This window comes from Actinokineospora auranticolor (genome assembly GCF_002934265.1).
GTDB lineage: Bacteria > Actinomycetota > Actinomycetes > Mycobacteriales > Pseudonocardiaceae > Actinokineospora > Actinokineospora auranticolor.
The window spans coordinates 523,879-542,360 of sequence record NZ_PTIX01000001.1 but is presented as its reverse complement, the minus strand read 5'-3'; the positions used below and the strand labels follow the sequence as shown (position 1 = coordinate 542,360).

General features: G+C 71.0%; 18 protein-coding genes. 7 read left to right on the top strand and 11 right to left on the bottom strand.

What is annotated here, in order from left to right; all coding sequences use genetic code 11:
• Positions 1 to 37: 37 nt before the first annotated feature.
• From CLV40_RS02260 to CLV40_RS02245, 4 genes are all read right to left on the bottom strand, one after another.
• A complete protein-coding gene (locus tag CLV40_RS02260; protein WP_104476354.1) occupies positions 38 to 886 on the bottom strand; it encodes an oxygenase MpaB family protein in 849 nt (282 codons plus the stop codon).
• Positions 887 to 937: 51 nt separating this feature from the next.
• Entirely contained in the window at positions 938 to 1,504 is a 567-nt protein-coding gene (locus CLV40_RS02255) for a hypothetical protein (protein WP_104476352.1), read from the bottom strand.
• 31 nt (positions 1,505 to 1,535) lie between these two features.
• Positions 1,536 to 2,339 (bottom strand): RNA ligase family protein, encoded by an 804-nt coding sequence (locus CLV40_RS02250; protein ID WP_104476350.1) that lies wholly within the window; start codon positions 2,337 to 2,339, stop codon positions 1,536 to 1,538.
• A 64-nt stretch (positions 2,340 to 2,403) separates the two neighbouring features.
• Entirely contained in the window at positions 2,404 to 3,174 is a 771-nt protein-coding gene (locus tag CLV40_RS02245; RefSeq protein ID WP_104476348.1) for an SDR family NAD(P)-dependent oxidoreductase, read from the bottom strand.
• A 97-nt stretch (positions 3,175 to 3,271) separates the two neighbouring features.
• On the opposite strand from CLV40_RS02245, the gene CLV40_RS02240 reads away from it, so the two are divergent.
• On the top strand, positions 3,272 to 3,841 hold the full coding sequence (locus CLV40_RS02240; RefSeq protein ID WP_181043276.1) for a TetR/AcrR family transcriptional regulator: 570 nt from the start codon (positions 3,272 to 3,274) through the stop codon (positions 3,839 to 3,841).
• Positions 3,842 to 3,990: 149 nt separating this feature from the next.
• On the opposite strand, the gene CLV40_RS02235 is transcribed toward CLV40_RS02240, so the two are convergent.
• Genes CLV40_RS02235 through CLV40_RS02220 form a run of 4 tightly spaced genes read right to left on the bottom strand, consistent with a single transcriptional unit; the run spans position 3,991 to position 9,362 of the window.
• On the bottom strand, positions 3,991 to 5,751 hold the full coding sequence (locus CLV40_RS02235) for a tetratricopeptide repeat protein (protein WP_146107899.1): 1,761 nt from the start codon (positions 5,749 to 5,751) through the stop codon (positions 3,991 to 3,993).
• Between the two features lie 52 nt (positions 5,752 to 5,803).
• Positions 5,804 to 6,181: a VOC family protein gene (locus CLV40_RS02230; protein ID WP_104476342.1), complete on the bottom strand. Its 378-nt coding sequence runs from the start codon at positions 6,179 to 6,181 to the stop codon at positions 5,804 to 5,806.
• Entirely contained in the window at positions 6,178 to 8,619 is a 2,442-nt protein-coding gene (locus tag CLV40_RS02225; protein ID WP_104476340.1) for an ABC transporter permease, read from the bottom strand. Before CLV40_RS02225 ends, CLV40_RS02230 begins: the two co-directional genes overlap by 4 nt.
• Complete coding sequence (locus CLV40_RS02220) at positions 8,613 to 9,362, bottom strand: ABC transporter ATP-binding protein (protein ID WP_104476338.1); 750 nt, start codon at positions 9,360 to 9,362, stop codon at positions 8,613 to 8,615. The genes CLV40_RS02225 and CLV40_RS02220 overlap by 7 nt, the downstream gene beginning before the upstream one ends.
• A gap of 110 nt (positions 9,363 to 9,472) precedes the next feature.
• Between CLV40_RS02220 and CLV40_RS37700 the strand changes: the two genes are divergently transcribed.
• The 5 genes from CLV40_RS37700 to CLV40_RS02195 all read left to right on the top strand — a co-directional run bounded on the left by CLV40_RS37700 (position 9,473) and on the right by CLV40_RS02195 (position 13,647).
• A complete protein-coding gene (locus CLV40_RS37700; RefSeq protein WP_181043275.1) occupies positions 9,473 to 10,609 on the top strand; it encodes a sensor histidine kinase in 1,137 nt (378 codons plus the stop codon).
• A gap of 2 nt (positions 10,610 to 10,611) precedes the next feature.
• Positions 10,612 to 11,253: a response regulator transcription factor gene (locus CLV40_RS02210; RefSeq protein ID WP_219823901.1), complete on the top strand. Its 642-nt coding sequence runs from the start codon at positions 10,612 to 10,614 to the stop codon at positions 11,251 to 11,253.
• 4 nt (positions 11,254 to 11,257) lie between these two features.
• A complete protein-coding gene (locus CLV40_RS37010; protein WP_146107898.1) occupies positions 11,258 to 12,544 on the top strand; it encodes a hypothetical protein in 1,287 nt (428 codons plus the stop codon).
• 16 nt (positions 12,545 to 12,560) lie between these two features.
• Positions 12,561 to 12,887 carry a nucleoside triphosphate pyrophosphohydrolase family protein gene (locus CLV40_RS02200; protein ID WP_104476332.1) on the top strand — a complete coding sequence of 109 codons (327 nt, stop codon included), beginning with the start codon at positions 12,561 to 12,563 and terminating at the stop codon, positions 12,885 to 12,887.
• A gap of 163 nt (positions 12,888 to 13,050) precedes the next feature.
• Positions 13,051 to 13,647: a PxKF domain-containing protein gene (locus CLV40_RS02195; RefSeq protein WP_146107897.1), complete on the top strand. Its 597-nt coding sequence runs from the start codon at positions 13,051 to 13,053 to the stop codon at positions 13,645 to 13,647.
• A gap of 145 nt (positions 13,648 to 13,792) precedes the next feature.
• Here the strand turns inward: CLV40_RS02195 and CLV40_RS02190 are convergent, their stop codons facing one another.
• The 3 genes from CLV40_RS02190 to CLV40_RS02180 all read right to left on the bottom strand — a co-directional run bounded on the left by CLV40_RS02190 (position 13,793) and on the right by CLV40_RS02180 (position 17,900).
• Positions 13,793 to 14,830, bottom strand: a complete 1,038-nt coding sequence (locus tag CLV40_RS02190) for a MerR family transcriptional regulator (RefSeq protein WP_104476328.1) — start codon at positions 14,828 to 14,830, stop codon at positions 13,793 to 13,795.
• Positions 14,831 to 14,929: 99 nt separating this feature from the next.
• Positions 14,930 to 16,357 (bottom strand): WGR domain-containing protein, encoded by a 1,428-nt coding sequence (locus CLV40_RS02185; RefSeq protein ID WP_104476326.1) that lies wholly within the window; start codon positions 16,355 to 16,357, stop codon positions 14,930 to 14,932.
• A 283-nt stretch (positions 16,358 to 16,640) separates the two neighbouring features.
• Positions 16,641 to 17,900, bottom strand: coding sequence for a serine/threonine-protein kinase (locus CLV40_RS02180; protein WP_104476324.1), 1,260 nt, complete (start codon positions 17,898 to 17,900; stop codon positions 16,641 to 16,643).
• A 141-nt stretch (positions 17,901 to 18,041) separates the two neighbouring features.
• On the opposite strand from CLV40_RS02180, the gene CLV40_RS02175 reads away from it, so the two are divergent.
• Positions 18,042 to 18,479 (top strand): ATP-binding protein, encoded by a 438-nt coding sequence (locus tag CLV40_RS02175; protein ID WP_181043274.1) that lies wholly within the window; start codon positions 18,042 to 18,044, stop codon positions 18,477 to 18,479.
• Positions 18,480 to 18,482: the final 3 nt, after the last annotated feature.

Below are 18,482 nucleotides of genomic sequence, written 5' to 3'. Positions count from 1 at the left end.
TACCAAGTGGGCTGGGGGCCGGTCTTCGGACCGGCCCTCAGCCGTTGGCGGGGGCGGTCATGAACCAGCGGATGGTGCGGACGATGCCGTGGCCCGCGAAGATGCCGACGCGGCTGCTGAGGCCGGGGACGTGTGGGATGCCCAGTTCCTTGCGGGCCCAGGTGGGCAGCATCGCGACTGCGGTCGCGCCCAGGAACGCGTAGGGGACGCGCATCGGGATCGGGACGGGTGGGGTGAGCAGGAGAAATTTGGCCGTGTCGCGGGCTGCGGGCGTTGAGCGCAGCAGGGGGCGGTACTCGGCGAGGCGGTCGGCGAGTTCTTTCTGCGTGGTGGGCGGGTCGGGGACGCCGAGGGCGGTGGCGATCTTGGCCGTGTCGGCGACGTAGCCGTCGTAGCCGTCCTCGTCGAGCTGGTGGGCACCGAACTGGCGGTGGGCCCGGAGGAAGCTGTCGATCTCGGCGATGTGCACCCAGGTCAGCAGGTGCGGGTCGGCGGCGACGTAGGGGACGCCCTCGTCGGTGGTGCCCCGCACCTTGGTGTGGATGCGGCGGACCTTGTCCACGATGGCCTGGGCGTCCTCGGCGGTGGCGTAGGTGGTGGTCGCGAGGAAGGTGCTGGTGCGCTGGAGGCGGCCCCACGGGTCGCCCCGGTAGCCGGAGTGGGCGGCGACGGCGGCCATCGCCACGGGGTGCAGGGACTGGAGCAGCAGGGCCCGGAGCCCACCGACGAACATCGACGCGTCGCCGTGCACGACGCGGATGGGACTGTCCTCGGCGAACCACCGCTCCCCCGGTGTCTCGTGGATCCGCCTGCGGTTCTCGGGTCCTTCCGGACCCGCCACCCGCTCGAACACCTGCGCCGCGATCCGCCGCCTGATCCCGTCCACGGACGTCTCCCCTCGTCCCTTCCGACCCTAGCCTGCGGCGCGCGGTGGAGGTCAGGTCAGGCGGTCGAGGACGTCGGCGCCGGATTCGTCCGGGTCGGCGTCGGAAATGGCGAGGCGGACGTCGAAATCGGCGTCTTTCGCCTTGGCGATGGCGGCGCGGTCCCGATCGGGGTCGAGGAACGCGGAACGGTTCGGGGACAGGCGCAGGCGCAATTCCGCGTCGTCGTCCCAGTCGGTGGTGATGGTGGCGCAGCCGGAGTCGTCGTCGGCCATGAACGGGGTGACGCCGCGCAGGACGCAGCAGGCCCAGATCAGGGTGGGGAGCTGGAAGTCGGCTCGGGTGTCGAATTCGAGGAGGAGGGAGTCGGTGGCGTCGTCGTGGCGCAGCGTGAGCTCGTCGAAGTCACGCAGCAGGTCCGCGTAGTCGCCCTTGATCCAGCGGTCGCACTCGGCGATGGCGGACGGCAGTTCCGCCCGGTACCGGGGCCACGGGTCGCAGACGCCCGCCCAGTCCTGTTCGGACCAGGTGGAAGCCGGGGCGACCGGCGCGCGCAGGTAGGACCGCAGCCGGGGCTGGGCGATGGTCATCGTGGCCGCGACCACGACGTACTGCGACATCCGGACTCCCTCGGGTGGCGCGCCGTGCCGGTCAGGCGAAATCCTTGCGCTTGATCTTGGCGCGGCGGCCGTCGGGGTGGTGGAAGACGATGCCCTCGGCGAGGTGCCCCGGCGCGAACCGGCTGTCCAGGGTGGACAGGTAGCCGCGGAGGCCCTCGAAGGTGCGCGGGACCTCCGGGTACCGCGGGGCCTGGAGGTCGAAGGGCAGGCAGAAGTGGTCGTCCAGGCCCAGGGGGTTGCCCTGGATCCGGGGACCGAGCGCCTCGCAGGAGTGCTCGCCGTCGGGCCACGCCGACACGTCGGTGTTGTGGGCGGCGGCGAGGATCCACTTGTCGTCTGCGGCGGAGGGGTCGGTGTCGACGTACCAGCCGTCGACGATGCCCCGGGCCTTGTGGTCCTTGCCGGGGTTGCGGCGCTTCTCGACGCGCACGAGGTGCCCGGCGCGGGTGGTGAGGCGGGTGTTGGTGCCGTCCAGCTTCTCCGTGCCGACACCGGCGCCGTCGAACACCCACGCGCACTCGGCGCGCGGGCGGTCGACGACCTTGAACCGGTCGTCCCGCTCGAACAGCGTGGGGATCTTCTCCATGACGTGCCTGCCCTTCACGACCTGACCCACCAGCTCCTCGGCCGAGACGACCCCGGCGGTGAGCCCGGCGGCCAGCGACCGAACCAGATCCGCGACCGAGACGCCCGCCTCGACGGCGACGTGCTTGAGCGCCTTCTTCTCCTCCGGCGACACCCAGGCGACCAGCCGCGACCAGCCCTCCGGTGGCGTCCACCTGGCGAGCGCGTCCGCGTCCTTGCGGGGCCTGCCGCGGCCCCTGCCCTCGGTCATGGTCGGAACGCTAGCCGCCGACTTCCTGTTGTATCAATTGGCATAACAGAAAATAATCAGCAGGTCAGGCCGCAGATCGCGTGACCATCTTGGCGACGGCGGCGACGAACGCGCGGGGGCGCCGCGGGAGCAAGTGGGCGTTGAAGGCGTTGCGCAGACCAGGGGTGATGTAGGCGCGGTCGCGGTCGAGGGCCTTGAGCGCGGCGGACACGACCGGGGCGGCGGGCATCATCCGACCGACGGCGGCCTTGGTGCCGATCTCGTCGAAGAACTCGGTCTTGGTGGCGCCCGGGCACAGGCACAGCACCTTGACGCCGCGCCCCCGGTACTCCTGGCGCAGGGCGAGGCTGAAGTTGAGCACGAACGTCTTGCCCGCGCTGTAGGTGGCGAAGTAGGGGGACGGCTGGAAGGCGGCGGTGGAGGCGACGTTGATCACCGCGCCGTCCTCGCGGGCGAGCATGCCGGGGACCAGGGCGCGGGTCAGCGCGACGAGGGCGGCGACGTTGACCATGACCTGGTTCTGGTCGACACCGGCGGCGATGTCCTCGAACCGCCCGACCGAGCCGAACCCCGCGTTGTTGACCAGGGTGTGCACGGCGATGCCGCGTCTTTCGAGGTCCTCCGCGATCCGGGCCGGGGTGGCGGGGTCGGCCAGGTCGGCGGGGACGACGGTGCAGGTGACGCCGTGCGCGGCGGTGACCTTGTCGGCGACCTGGCGCAGGCGGTCCGCGGAGCGGGCGACAAGGACCAGGTCGTGACCTCTCCGGGCGAGCTGGTCGGCGAATTCGACACCCAGGCCAGCCGAGGCGCCGGTGATGAGGGCTACGGGTCGCATGTGTTCTCCTTTAGGGTCGATCTGAGACAGAGTAGACACGATTACGGTCCTAACTGCAACACTACTGTCTCAGATCACGGATGGGAGGATAGGTGTCGTGACCACGCAGCGCCCTTTGCGCGCCGACGCCGAACGCAGCGTCCGGGCGATCCTGGAGGCGGCGGAACGCGTGCTGTCCCGCGACCCGGCGGCGTCGATGGAGCAGATCGCGGAGGCCGCGGGGGTGGCGCGGGCGACCGTGCACCGCCGGTTCACCACCCGCCAAGCCCTCCTGGACGCGATGGCGACCGACGTCGTCCGCCAACTGGACGCCCTGATCGACGAGGCCCGCCCGGAAACGGCACCACCCCTGGTCGCCCTGCACCGGATCACGGCAGGCGTCCTGCGCGTCAAACTCGCCTGGCCCTTCGCGATGGCCTGGTCCATGGACCCGACCTCCCCGCTGGCGGAGGGCCAAGCCCGCATAGCGACCCGCTGCGACGCCCTCCTCCTCCGCGCCCAGGCGGACGGCCACCTCCCCCCGAACACCGACCTCCCCTGGACCCGCCGCGTCTACTACGCCCTACTCGGCGAAGCCGCCCACACCCCCACCGACATCCCAGACCCGGACACCCTCGCCACCCTCGTCCTGAACACCCTTCTCCACGGGGTCGGCCCCCGAACCTGACCCGGTTCACCCAAGGCCCGCAGACCGCCGTACCCGCCGCGATGGCAGAGGTGCGGACAGTCGGGCCGCACAAGGAGCTGCGCTACCTCGTCAGACGCTTACAAGCGCGCGCAATAAATTGCCTCCACCCCTCGCTTACCCAATACTTCTTATACTGCGACGAGGTTGTTCTTGCTTCTGACGGTGTCGGGATGCTCGGCACCAAGAACTCGGGTGCGGATATCTAGCGTGCCGCGATGCAGTTCCACGGCCTCGCCATAACGCCCCACGCTGCCCAGCGCGATGGCAAGATTGCTCTGACTGCTGAGGGTATCGGGGTGCTCGGCGCCGAGGGCGGTCTTCTCGGCGTTGAACACGTGGTACCGCAGCGCGAGTTCTGTGGCGGCGTCCCCGCTGGCGCGGAGTTGTCGGGCGGCTGCGTCGAGGGTGTCGCGTGTGGCGGTAAATGCCGCGAGGTCGCCCTTGGTTTCGAGTGTGCAGAGTACGAGCAGGTGCGGGGTCAGCAGATGCAGCAGGGTCCATGAGGGGCGGCCTTTAGGGGCCCAGGCATCGGCGAGGTCGAGCACGGCAGTTTCGGCGGTGGCCCGCCACTGGGCTATTTCGCGGTGGCGCTCTAGAAGGAGGGTGTTCGTTTCGCGGACCAAGGGGTGCAGCGCCACTGTGGGCAGGGTGGCAGTGTCACTGGTTTCGTGGTCATCCAGGAGGCCATAACGGTGCAGTTGCGCCAACGCGGCATCCACGGCCGCGCGCCCGGCTGCGTCGTCGGTGGTGCCGTGGATCAGGGCCGGGGTGATCAGGGGCAGCGGGATGGGAGCCTCCGCGAGTAGCGCCAAGGCGCGCAGCAGTGGTCGGGCCAGCGGGTGGCCCTCGTCGGCTAGTTGGTCCAGGGATACCTCCCAGGTGTGCCCGATGAGGGTGCGGGCGGTGTCGCGGTCGGTGATGTCGGGGTGCTCGGGCAATACCTGTGCGGACTTGTCCAGCAGGGCCTGTTGGTAGGCGGTGAAAGTGCGCGATCGGGCGGTAGGTGACGCCAGCGCGGTACCAGCGGCATGCAGCGCCAACGGGAACCCGCCCAGTCGCGCGGATAGTTTTTCGGCGTCCTCCGGTGTCCCCGCTCCGGGGGCGAGGTCGAGCAGCGCCTGCCCGCCCTCCTGCGGCGTCAACGCCCTGAGTTCGATCTGCTCAGCGTTACGTCCCCAGGTCTCGGTCGCACGGTCACGGCTGGTCACGAGCAACAGGCCGCCCCCGCCCGGCCGCACCCACCCTCGGTAGGAGGCCACCGGGTCGCCCGCGCCGAGCGCATCAGGTTGATCGACGTTGTCCAAGACCAGCAGCCACCGCTCCACGGTCTCCAGATGGCGCCACACCACATCCGCCACGCTCGCGCCCGACTGCTGCGCCGCCACCACAGCGCCACCGGCAAGCCCCAAGGTCAGCCCGACCTCGACCATCTGCGCGGCCAACGACTCCTCATCGCGCCGACGGATCCAGAACACCGCAACTCCCCGTTGCTGCGCCTGCTCGGCGGCGATACGCGCCAAGGTCGTCTTGCCCATCCCGCCCGCACCCGAGACCACCGCAAACCGTCCTCCGGGCGAACGCACCAACTCCATCACCCGAGCCAGCTCGGTCTCTCGACCGCGCAACACCTCCACACTCCCCGCAGGGGGCCGCAACGACGCCGGCGCCAGCACCGACAACTTCGGAACCACTGGTTCCTGTTCGTCACCGCGACCCTGCAGAAGCGTGACGACCACCACCAGCAGCACCAACACCGCCAGCACCAGCCACACTCGCCACTGATCCCGGAAGAACTCCGGCACCTCCGCCGTGGCGTAGTTGGTCACCACCGCCGCCGCAGCACCGAGCACCACGACAATCAGTCCGGCGACCTTCACACGACGGCTCATGCCGAAGACATCTACACCAGCCCGCGATCTGTTGCGCACTCATCCAGACAAGTTACGAAGGCTCCGGGATGACCCCGTAGACGAGGCAGAAGGGATGTCCGGCGGGGTCGCGGAAGACGCGGAAGTCGGTTTCCGGGTGGAGTTCGGTCACCCGCTGGGCGCCGATCCCGAGAACACGCCGACTGGCCTCGTCGATGTCGTCGACCTCGATGTCCAGGTGCACCTGCTGCGACCCGGTCGGGTCCGGGAACTCCGGGGCGCGGTGTTCCGGCGCCAGCTGGCAGGCGATCCGCCGCCCGTCGGGGTCGGTGGCCACAACCCAATCCCCTTCGTCCACGACAACCTCACCGCCCAGCAACGCAGCGTAGAACTCCGCCAAGCCCCGCGGGTCCCTGGTGTCCAACACGATGGTGCGCAGTCGTCCGATCACCCCAGCGGTCTTCCCCGCGACGCGCGCCCGAAACTACGCATCCGGTGGACGGCGCGGTCGGCCTTCAGCGCCGAGTTGGCCGAGAACAAGCCCGCGCCCACGGCGAGGGCCAAGCACAAGGCAACGGTTCCGGCGAGGACTCCCCACGGCGGTGAGAAGGACACGTCCGCGTCCGGGAGGTTGTGGGCGACCCCGGAGGTCAGGGTGGCCAGGGTCGCGAAGGCGACGACTACCCCCAGGAGGCTGCCGATCGCGACCGCCAAGGCCGATTCGGCGGCAACGGACCCCAAGACCTGGCGGCGAGTGGCACCCGCGAGGCGCAGGACCCGGAAGTCCGAGGCGCGGTCGGCGGTGGCCATGACCAGGGTGTTGACGATAGCCAGCGCGGAGTAGCCGAGGGACATGGCGAGCAGGAGGGTCACGAAGATCCCCACCAGGCGGTTGTCCTCGGCCTCGGTGAACTCCGCGTACTCGGCCCGGGTCATCACCTGGGCGCCCAACGCGGGCCAGTCGGCGCCCACGACGGGGTGGTCGACGTAGATGGCCGACGTCAGCGCGGACGGGTCGTGTGTGCGGACCGTCTCCCTGGTCACTAGGGCGCTGGCCGCCGCCGAGGTCTTGGAGAACACGGCGACCACTCGGAGCTTGGTCGTGCTGCCGTCGGCGAAGGTGATGTCGGCGGTGCTGCCGGGGTGCCATGCCATGCGGGAGGCCGTGGGCGAGTTGACGGCCATGGTGTCGGTCCCGGTCAGGTCGTTCAAAGAGCCCTCGACGACGCTCAAACCCTGGTGCGCCTTGGCGAAAGCCTCCGGGGAGACGCCGACGGCATCGAGGTGGTCGTTCGACCCGGTGTACAGGGTCGTCGGCAGCAGCGAGGCACCGCCCACTGTGGACACTACCTCGTCGGACAGGCCAGGTGTGTCGCGAGCGGACACCACTGTGGATGGTCCGATGGCCATGGACTTCTCCAGCGACACACCGGTCACCGTGAGGCTGAACATCCCCGAGACCAGCACCGCGAACACCACCGTGATCAGCACCGGCGACACCGTCGACGTGGTCCGGCGGATAGCGGTCAGCGCGCTCTCCCGCACCAGGGTGGCCGGGACCAGCCGCACCAAGGGCGGCAGGACGACCGGGCCCAGCAGCGTCAGCCCGACGATCAACGCCATGGCCGCGTACAGCGGCGCGTTCAGCAGATCCTCGGCCACCCCGGTCGCGGTCAGCAGGAACAGCCCGACCCCGACAGCCATCGCGACCCCACCACCGATCCACCGCGCCCGCGTCATCGGCTTGGGATCAACCTCCGCCGTGCGCAGCGCCTCGATCGGCCGGACCCGGCCCGCCCGCCGCGACGCCGCCCACACCCCCAGCATCGCGACCACCACGCCGATCCCGGAGGCCCCGGCGAGCGGGAAGAACCCGTACGAGATCGCGAACCCGGCGGGCTCCAACCCCGCGTCGACCAGCAGCCCGCCGACAACGGGCGCCGAAGCAGCACCCAGTGCCACCCCCGCGAGTCCGGCGAGAACGCCGACGACCAACGCCTCCCCGAACACCAGCACCCGCACCTGCCGGGGGGTCGCCCCGACCAGCCGCAGGAGCCCGAACTCCCGGCGGCGCTGAGAGACGGCGAAAGCGAACGTGGACGCCACCATGAACACGCAGACGAACGCCCCCAGCCCGCCCATCGCGGTCAGCACCTGATCCCCGATCCACCGCACCTTCGCCTCGCCGCGCACCTCCAGCTCAGCCCGCGCCTCCCCCGAAAGCACCCGTCCCCGGTCCCCCACCACGGCGCGCACCGCGGCCACCACGGCCTTCTCGTCCGCACCAGGCGACAGGTCGAGCCCGATCACCCGCAGCCCGCCCGACAGCCGCTCGGCGACGGCCTCCGTCACGAAGTACGCGTCCGCGTCGACCGTCCCGCTGACCGTGAAACCGCTGGGACCGGCGGAAGTCAGCAACGAGACCCTCGACCCGGGCGCCAGTCCCAGGGACCGGTCCAACACAACCTCATCATCCCGCGCGGGCGCCGCCCCCTCGACCCGATAGGACGCCAACGTCGAGCTGTTCCAGTTGTGCCCCAACGCTTCCGCAGAAGCACCGCCCACGGGCCTGCCGTCAATCACCGCCTGCGCGTAGAACGACCGGTCCTCGACCGCCCGCGCCACGCCCGGCACCGACGACACCCGGTCGACCAAGTCCCCACCAACCTCGGTCGACCAAGGCCTACTCGGCGTGAACGCGTTGTCCTCCTGGCTGACCTCCGGGCTCGCCACGAGCACCGCCGCGCCCGAGTACCGCTCAGGCACCTTCGCCCGCGCCGACGACATCACCAGCCCGCTCATCGCCAGGATCGCCACGCCCAGGCCCAACGCCACGAACGTGCCCACCAGGCTCACCCAGCGGTGCCGCAGGGTCCGGACGCTCAGCACGACGCCTCCAGCACGGCCATGCGGGCCGCGATGGCCTGCGCGCCCTGGGGGTTGTCGATGCGGTCCACGAGCCTGCCGTCGGCGAGCAGCACGACCCGGTCGGCGTGGGCGGCGGCGACCGGGTCGTGCGTCACCATGATCACCGTCTGCCCGTCGCGGTCCACGATTCCGCGCAACAGCTCCAAAACACCCCGAGAAGTCTTGGAGTCCAACGCGCCCGTGGGTTCGTCGGCGAACACCGCGGCGGGACGGGTGATCAGGGCCCGGGCGATCGCCACCCGCTGCTGTTCGCCGCCGGAGAGCTGGCTGGGCCGGTGCGTTCCCCGGTTGGCCAGGCCGACGGCGGTCAGCGCCGCCCGGATCTCGTCGCTGTCCGCCCGCTTGCCTGCCAGCTGCCGGGGCAGCCCGACGTTCTGCTCGGCGGTCAGCGCGGACACCAGGTTGAACGCCTGGAACACGAACCCGATCCGCTCCCGGCGCAGCAGTGCCAGCGCGGTCTCGTCGAGGGGTCCGAGGTCGACGCCGCCGATGCGGACCGTGCCGTCGTCGGGTCGGTCCAGGCCCGCCGCGCAGTGCAGCAGGGTCGACTTGCCGGAGCCGGACGGTCCCATGACCGCGGTGAAGGTGCCGGTGGCGAAGTCCAGGGACACGCCGTCGAGTGCCGCCACTGCCCGCGCGCCGGAACCATAGGTCTTGCGGACCGCGCGGAGTTCGACCGCCGCGGTGTTCGTGTGTTCCGTCATGGCACGAACTCAACCGTTCACCGACACCCGGAACACGGGCGCCAGCGCGACACTCGAAGGTAGTGCCCGCACTAGTGCCGACTGCTCACCGCGCCGGCTAGGTTGGCCGGGTGATCCGGACGTCGCTGCAAGCCCTCACCCTGCCGCCCGGGCGGTTCCTCCGATCGGCGTGGCCCTCGCGGTCGCTGATCTACCTGGCGTCGAGCCTGGTCCTGGGGTTGCTGCCCGCGGTCGGCTGCCTGCTGGTGCTCGGCTACGACTCGCTCGGGCCCGTGGCGGTCGCTTCGATCGGGGTGGTCGCGTTGGTCGCCGCCGGGGTGGGGCTGCCGCGTTTCGATCGCGTGCGGCGGCGTCTGGTCGACCGAGAGCCGCGGACGGGTCCCGTCACCGCGCGGGAAATGGTGTTCGCCCTTGTGTCGGCGCTGGTCCTGTCGTGGCTCGATGTCGCGGTGGCGGTGTTGGCGGCACTGGTGCCGTCCGTGCTGCTGACCGCGCCGCTCAACCCCGGGGCGAGTCTGTGGATGAGGTTCGCCGGTCCGTTCGCCGGTGTGGTGGCGATACCGCTGCTGGCCTACGCGGTCACCGCGTGGGCGGGCATGCGCGCGGCGATGGGCGGGTCGTTGGACGCCGAGCTGCGTGAGGTCAAGCGGTCGCGGGCGCGGCTGGTCGACGTGTTCGAAGTGGAGCGTCGGCGGATCGAGCGGGACCTGCACGACGGCGCTCAGCAGCGGCTCGTCGCGTTGACGGTCAGCCTGGGTCTGGCCCGGTTGGACCTGGAACCGGGTTCGGTCGCGGCGCACCGGGTCGAGGAAGCGCACCGGCAAGCGAAAGAGGCGTTGGTGGAGTTGCGGGAGCTGATCCGCGGCGTGCACCCGAAGGTGCTCAGCGACCGGGGGTTGGCCGCTGCGGTGGCGGAGGCGGCAGACCGCTCGCCGGTGCCGGTGGACGTCGAACTGGATCTGCCGCGGCTGCCGGAGGCGGTCGAGGTGGCCGCGTACTTCGTGGTGTCGGAGGCGTTGGCGAACGTCGCCAAGCACAGCCGCGCGACGCGGTGCTGGATAACTGGCGAACTACGTGGAGGGGTGCTCACCTTGCGGGTCGGGGACAACGGGGTCGGGGCGGCGGATCCGGCGGGTGGCGGGCTGACCGGGTTGGCCGACCGGGTGGCCGTCGTCGATGGCAGACTGGCCCTGTCCAGCCCGCCCGGCGGGCCGACCGTGCTGCGGGTGGAGATGCCTTGTCCGTGAGTCTGCGTGTGGCCATCGCCGAGGACGGCGCGCTGTTGCGCGGGGGTCTGGTCGAGGTGCTGGCCCGGTTCGGGCACCGGGTCGTGGTGTCGGCGGGCGACGCGGCGGAGCTGTTGGCGGGTGTGGCGGCGGAACCGGTGGACGTGGTGGTGACGGACGTGCGCATGCCGCCGACGTTCACCGACGAGGGCATCCGCGCCGCGGTGGCGTTGCGGTCCGGACCGGATCCGGTTCCGGTGGTGGTGCTGAGCCAGTACGTGGAGCGGACGTACGCGGCGGAGCTGCTGGACTCGCGCGGCGGCGTCGGGGTCGGCTACCTGCTCAAGGACCGCGTCGGTGACGTGGCGGAGTTCGTGGACGCGGTCGCGCGGGTCGCGGGCGGCGGCACGGTGATCGACCCGGACGTGGTGCGGCAGCTGGTGCACCAGCGGTCCACTCCCCTGCGGCGGCTGACGCCCCGGGAGGTCGAGGTGCTGGGGTTGATGGCGGAGGGTCGCTCGAACTCGGCCATAGCGCGGCACCTGGTCGTCACGGATGCCGCCGTCGCCAAGCACATCGCGAACATCCTCGCCAAACTGGACCTCCCACCGGACGGCGACGACCACCGCCGGGTCCTGGCGGTGCTGGCCTACTTGCGGGGGTGAGCTGATGAGTTCCCTCTACGACCACCTCCGGCAGCGGCCGGACGGGCTCGAACTGCCGGATGGCGGGTGGGACGGGGTGCTCGTCCACCACGGCCACCGGGCGGTCGACGAGGCGCGGGCGGACGAGGTGGCGGAGGCCGTGCGCGCGACATGTGCTGGCAGCGCGAGATTGCCCGCGCTGTATGAGGTTGTCGCCGCGGACGATGTGGTGCGGTACTTCGAGGGTCTGGCACCTCGGCTGGCGGACGCGGAGGTCGGGGCGGTCGGGCGTTGGCTGGCCACGACGGCGGCGGATCGCGGGGCGGTCAAGGTCGGGCTTGTGCTGCTGGGGATCGCGGGGAGCGACCCGGACGTGGTGCGGGTTTTCGCGGCGCACGACGAGTTCACCCTGTATTGCGCGGCGGGTGAGCGTGAGCTGTGGCGCATGGCCTTGGCGGTGCGCGGGTGGGGGCGGATTCATTGCGTGGAGCGGCTTCGGGGGACGAGAGACCCGGAGATCCGGGAGTGGATCCTGCGGGGCGGGTTCCGGAACACGGTCTCCCACGGGTATCTGGCGTTGATCGCGGCGGAGACGGGTGGGTTGGCGGCGGCGTTGCGCGGGCCGGTCGACCGGGACCTGCTGACGGCGGCGGGTGAGATCCTGTTGGCGTTGATCGAGGTCGGTCCCGCCGACGGGATCCGCGACTACGGGCAGGCGTCCGAGGCGATCGACTCGTACCTCGCGGTGGTCGAGGAGTACGCACCGGCCTTGATTGATTTTCTTTGCGTGGAAGCGATTCGCGGCCTCGACGGCCAGAAGGCGTGCGCGCGGATCCTGGCGGATCGCCGGTGGGACCGGCTCATCGCGGAAGGCTTGTCGTCGTCGGATCCACTGGTGTTCCGGGACGCCGCGCGAGTCGCGCGCGGCAAAGGGATCGATACGTTCGAGGAGCACGTGCGGTGGATCTGGGCCGAGCCTGGCGCGGATTGGTGGGTCGGGGCGTGGGAGCAGGCGGACGCCGACCGGGCTCGCGGCCTCATCGCACTCCCCGGCCCGATCGCCGCTCGCGCGCGTGGACTGCGTGCCTTTCCCGGTATCGGCGGAGACGTGGTGCTGGCGAGCCTGCGCGGCCCGGAGGTCTACGACCGCGGCGTGGCCATGGAAACCCTCGCCCACTGGCCCCGATCCGCGTGGCCCGCCGCGGCGGAGGCCGCGGTCGAGGAGTTGGCGCGCGACGACCCGGAAGACCAGGTCCGCCGCTGGGCAACCGAACTGCTGGCCGGACGGCTCCAAGCGGGCGACCCCCGGTAATCCCTAGACTGCGCCCATGGACTTGGCGCGACTGAGCGACGATGCCGAAGTGATCTCCCAGGGGTACGCCCGCGCGAACGGGATCACCCGGGACGAGACCTGGTTCCTGCTCAAACTCCAGGAGGAGGTCGGCGAGCTGACGCAGGCATTCCTGATGCGGACCGGCCAAGCCAGGGCGAAAGGCCACACCCCCGGGGAATTGGTCGACCGGTTCGGCGCCGAGTTGGCCGACGTGCTGTGCCACGTGCTGCTGCTGGCCCGCCACCACGGCGTCGACCTGGCGGAGCAGGTCGAGCGCAAGTGGCTCGTGTGGCACCCCGACTCCGCGCCGAACACGAAGTGAGTCCCGGCCGAATTTCGCAACCGGAGCACCCCGAACCATTTGAAATCTTATTTCCACCGGACCGAATTCCACCGTCCAACCGGGAGCGCGCCGTTGGCTGGAATTCGTCGTACCACACCCGGCAGGGATATCAACCACCCGGACATCGTCGCGTGAACCATTGTTGAGTGCGATTGGAGCCGTCAGCAACAGCGACGCCGACACCGTGTCCGTCGTCGACATCACGAACAACGCCATCACCGCCACCATTGCCGTCGGGGACACGCCCTACCGCATGGCGATGACGCCGTCCGGTGACACGTTGTACGTCACACACGGCATCGGTGAACTGTCCGTGATCGATACCGCGAACAACGCGGTCCTCACCATTACCGGCTTCGTCCACACCGCCGCGGTGGCCGTGCGCCCGGACGGCGCCCGCGCCTACGTCTCGTCCTACACCAACGGCACGATCTCGGTGGTCGACACGGCGACGAACACGATCACCCAGACGTTCGGCGGCTTCGACGTGCCCACCGCGATCGCGTTCGGGACCGGGACGGCGAACACGACCTACCCGTTCGCCGGGTTCTTCGCCCCGGTCCGCAACCCGCCCGCGCTCAACATCCGCGTGCCGGGGCGACCTGTCCTCGCGCGGTTCAGCATCGTCGGCTACCACGGGCTGGGCGTCCTCGCCGCCGGATCGCCCACCTCGCAACGGGTCGACTGCGCGACCCTCACCCCGATCGGATCACCGGCGCCTTGGTCTACGACCCGCTGACCGGCCACTACGTCTACACCTGGGCGACCAGCCCGCTGTGGTCGGCACGTGCCGGACCTTCCACTCAGGACTGGATGATGGGACCGACCACACCGCCCACGTCAAGTTCCTGCGCTGAGCGATCACGCCCAGCGCCTCGAAGCGCTCACACCTCGGCGAGGTCCGCGACAACACACGTGGCGTTGTCCGGCGCACCGTGGTCGTGGGCCAAGTCGACGAGGCGCTGGGCGGCCAGGTCGGGGGTGCTCTCGGCGAGGGCCTGGCGGATCTCCGCTCGGGCGAGCACGGCCGAGACGCCGTCCGTGCACAGCAGGTAGCGGTCGCCGGGTTGCGGGGTCCGCAGTGCCAGGTCGGTTTCCCGCGGTCCCGCGCCGATGGCCCGGGTGAGGAGAGCGCGCTCGGGGTGGGTGGCGGCCTCCGCCGGGGTCAGATCTCCCTTGTCCACCAGGGTTTGCACGTGGGTGTGGTCCTTGGTGAGCTGGTGGAGTTCACCGTCGCGCAGGAGGTAGGCGCGGGAATCGCCGACGTGGAGCAGGGCGAGGTGGTCGTCGGTGACCAGGACGGCGGTCAGGGTGGTGAGCGGGACGTGGTCCTCGGTCGCCAGGTCGCGGACGGCCCGCTCGGCCGCGGCCGCCGCGTTCGCCAACGCGGTGAGCGGATCGACGTCGCCGTCCCGGTCCAACGGCCGGAGCGCGTCGACGGCGGCGGCGCTCGCCGCCGCACCGCCGGGTCCCCGAACCCCGTCGGCGACGGCCAGCAGGCGCGTCCCGGCGAACACGGCGTCCTCATTGGACTCGCGAACCGCACCGCGATCGCAGCGGGTGGCGTGGCTGAGGTAGGACATGGTGGAACTCCCCTCGGATAGGTGTGCCACGAGGGAGGAGGCCAGACGGTCGCGGGCCGCGGCGTCGGACGAGATGCGCCGCCGGTAGGCGTCGACCGCCCCGGCCGCGTCCGCCTGCGACATCCGCGACACCGGCCCGATCTCGGCCAACGGCATGCCGAGTCCGCGCAGGCTCGCGATGAACCGGGCCCGCGCGACCTGCTCCTCGCGGTAGTACCGGTACCCCGTCTCGGGGTCGACCGCGGCGGGCGGCAGCAGCCCCAGTTCGTGGTAGAGCCGCAGCGCCTTGTGGGTCAGCCCCGTGGCGCGGGCGAACGCGCCGATGGTCCGCAGGCCCATGTTCGACATCCTCCCTCGTGTGGACACCACGAGCCTGCGGCTTGCCCAAGGGGAAAGGTCAAGGGGCGCGGCGGCCGCCGACCGCCGCGCCCCGCGCGACTAGCGGATGCGCTTGATCTCGCCGCGGGCGCGGTAGAACGAGCCGCTGGCGGAGGTCAGCACCTCGGACACGACGTAGCGGGCGCCGGGGACGCGGATGTTCTTGGGGAACTGGACGCCCCAGGAGCGGTCGTAGCCGTCCGAGACGACGTGCACGCGGACGCGGCCCGCCTCCTGGGTGCACTCGACGATGACGCCCTCGCCGGTCTCGACGTGGGTCACCACCTCGACCTCGGCGGTGGCCTCGACGCGGTTGATGCTGCCCGCCTTGATGTCCTGGCGGGTCGGGAGCTGGCCCTGCTCGGCGGCGCGCACCGCGGCCGGGCTGGCGTCGACGCAGGCGAGGGAGCCGTCGGTGGTGACCAGGTAGAGGCGCTCGTCCCGGTACTGCATCGAGTAGGCCGAACCGCAGCCGGTGGCCAGCTTCCACAGCCGGGTGCCGTTGGCGGCGAAGCAGTACACGGAGGACTGGTTGTCGCCCGCGAACACGAACTCGCCGTCCGGGGAGGTGGCGCAGGAGAACACGGCGGCGTCGCAGCGGTAGGCGCCGCCCTCGCGGCCGTCGGACTTGGCGAACCGGTGCACCCAGCCGCGGCTGGTGCCCGCGAACACCTCGGTGCGCTCCTGCCAGCCGAACAGCACCGCGCCGGTGGTGTCGGCGTGCCAGACGCGGTCGCCGCGGCCGGAGTAGTGGGTGACGCCGCCGGAGTGACCGTGGTAGACGCCTTCCGCGCTGTTGCGGACCATCCAGGCGCTGTCCCCGTGGCTGGGGCGGGACCACTGGAACTCGTCCTCGTGGTCGACGACCGTGACGCCGCCGTGCCGGTCGGAGACGCCGAGCACGCCGTCGTGGATGTCGAGCCAGTAGATGTCGACGTCCTCGGCGATCTCGTAGGCCACCCGCGGCACCTTGGCGCCGAGGTCGTAGACCTTGCCGTCGTCGCAGCCCGCGTAGATCCAGAAGTCGTCGGCGACGATGCACTTCACCGAGTCGGGAAGCCCGAAGCGGCCGGTGACGGTGCCGTCGTGGGTGAGGGTGTAGACGTCACCGTTCTCGTTGCCCACCCAGGCGCGGTCCTCACCGATGAAGATGCCGAACGCGGGCGCACCGGAGGCGAACCGCCACAGCACCGGCGCCTGGCGGGCGCTCGAGGTCGTGCTGACGATCTGCCGCCTGCTGACCGGCCGCCGCTGCCGCACCCCCTTGACCGCGGGCGCGTAGCCCTTGCGGACCTTCTCCCCGATCTTCTTCTCCGCCGCCTTGAGCGCCTTGGTGTGGTCGGCGAAGCTCGCGGTCCGGACCTGCCCCGACTCCCCGATCCGCCCGTAGGTGATGGTGACCTCGGCGTCCTCGACCCGCACCTCGTAGTACTTGTGCGCGCCGCCCCCGCTCTCGGACAGCTCCAGGTACGTCGTCGTGGCGGACATGTGCTCGTTGCCTCCCTTGGGTGAACTGCGGTTCACACTATCGGGGGACACTGACAGTCCGATCCACTGAGGATGCCTCAGCGCTGGCATCCGATGATCCCAGGCAGGCGACCAGCGCCGCGGAGCCGGGCGAGGTGGGTGCGGGGTGCCGTCGACCAGCGCGATCAGAGCGGCGGCGGCCTCCAGGACCACACCACCTCGGCTTGGCGGCGGGGCGAGTCGGCGCGGTTGTCGCCGGGCTGGTCGGTGGGTGGACGCCGTGGCGGTTCGGCCGTTCGGGGAGCTACTTGGGCCGTTGGGGCGGCGGAGTCTTGGTGTGGCCGGGTTTGGACTTGTCCGACGTTGTGGTTGCGGTGGCCGGGGTTGTCGTCGCCAGTGGTGGGGTGACGGCCGCCGCGGGGGGTGCTTCGGGGACGGGTTGGTTGGTGGTTTCGACGACCTCCGAGGGCTTGGTCGTCTGGGCTTGGGTTGCCAAGGCTGGTTGTCGGGCGACCGGTTTCGGTAATCGGGTCGTCGTAGTTGGTTCGGGGGTCTGGGTGGCCTGGGTGGTTGCCGTAGTCGTGGTGGAGGTCGTCGGTGGTGTGAGGGCGGGTGGGGTCGCCGCCGGGGTGGGGGTTTTGAAGGCCCAGTACAGCGCGCCCGACGCCGCGAGGGTGGTGGCGGCTGTCGCGAGTACGACCAGCGGCGTGCGGGACCGCTTGGTCGGGGCCACGACGACCGGCGCGGGCGGCAGCACGACCGGGGACGCGTCCGAGCGGAGCGCCTCGGCGCAGGCCTCCGCCGTGGGGCGGCGGTGGGGCGCCAGCGACGTCATGAGCAGCAGCAGCCGGACCAGTGGGGGTGGGAGGGTTCGCGGGATCTGCGGTGGGCGGTGCAGTCGCGCGACGGCGGTTTCCACGTCTCCGCCCTCGTACTCGCGGCGGGCCGTGAGGCATTCGAGGAGTACCAGGCCGAGGGCGTAGATGTCGGCGGGGCAGTCGACCTCGGTGCCGGTGACCTGTTCGGGCGCCAGGTACGCGGCGGTCCCGGCCATGTGGTCGCTGCGGGTCAGGCGGGTCGTGCCCAGCACGCGCGCGAGGCCGAAGTCGGCGAGCACGGCGCGGTCGCCTTCGTCGAGGAGGATGTTGGACGGTTTCACATCCCGGTGCACCACCCCGTTGGCGTGCACGTGGGCCAGCGCGTCGGCGAGTTGGGCGCCGAGGTGGCGGACGCGGTCGACGGGGAGGGCGCCGTCGGCGATCTCGCGGCGCAGGGTGGGGCCGTTGACGAGGCGCAGCACCAGGAAACCGTGGCCGTCGTGCACGCCGGTGTCTTGGATCGGGATCAGGCCGGGGTGCGCGAGCGCGGACAGCACGCGGGTCTCGACGGCGAAGCGCAGGCTGTCGGTGGCGTCGATGTCCGGTCGGAACACCTTGACCGCGACCGCCCGGTCCAGCCGCAGGTCCCTGGCGCGGTAGACCTTCGCCATCCCGCCGACGCCGACCAGCGCGTCCAGCCGGTACCGGCTCGCGAGGACGTCCTGGACAGCGGGGGATGACGACATCGGACGTCCTTTCTCGTCGGTCAGCGCGCGGCCCGGATGATGATCATCCGACGATGCTCGCACACCTGCCGAGTGCCGCGCGACCGCCGACCGGCAGCCGGCGATAGAGTGGGCGGCCCGACTGGAGGGCCTGTCGAAAACGTGACTGCCGAACCGGACACACGCCCACTGCGGCTGGAGATCGGCGCCCGCGCGGCGGACGTCGTGGTGATCAGGATGGCGCTGAGAGCGTGGTTGTCGGCGCGCGGTGTGCCCGCGGCCGACACCGAGGAGATCATCCTGGGGGTCGACGAGGTCGTGGCCAACTGCGTGGAACACGCCTACCGCGACCTCCCGCCCGGCGCGGTCCACCTCACCGCCCGACTCCGCCCCGCCGAGGGGTCGATCCGCATCACCGTGGCCGACGACGGCCACTGGCGGGAACCCGTTGCGCCGCACCAGGTCCACGGCATCTCGATCGGCGGGCGCGGCCTCACCATCCTGCGCGCGGTCTGCCACCACCACACCATCACGCGCGGCACACCGGACGCGCCGGGGACCGTCGTCACCGCCGACTTCACCCGGGCCTTCACGCGCTAGGCG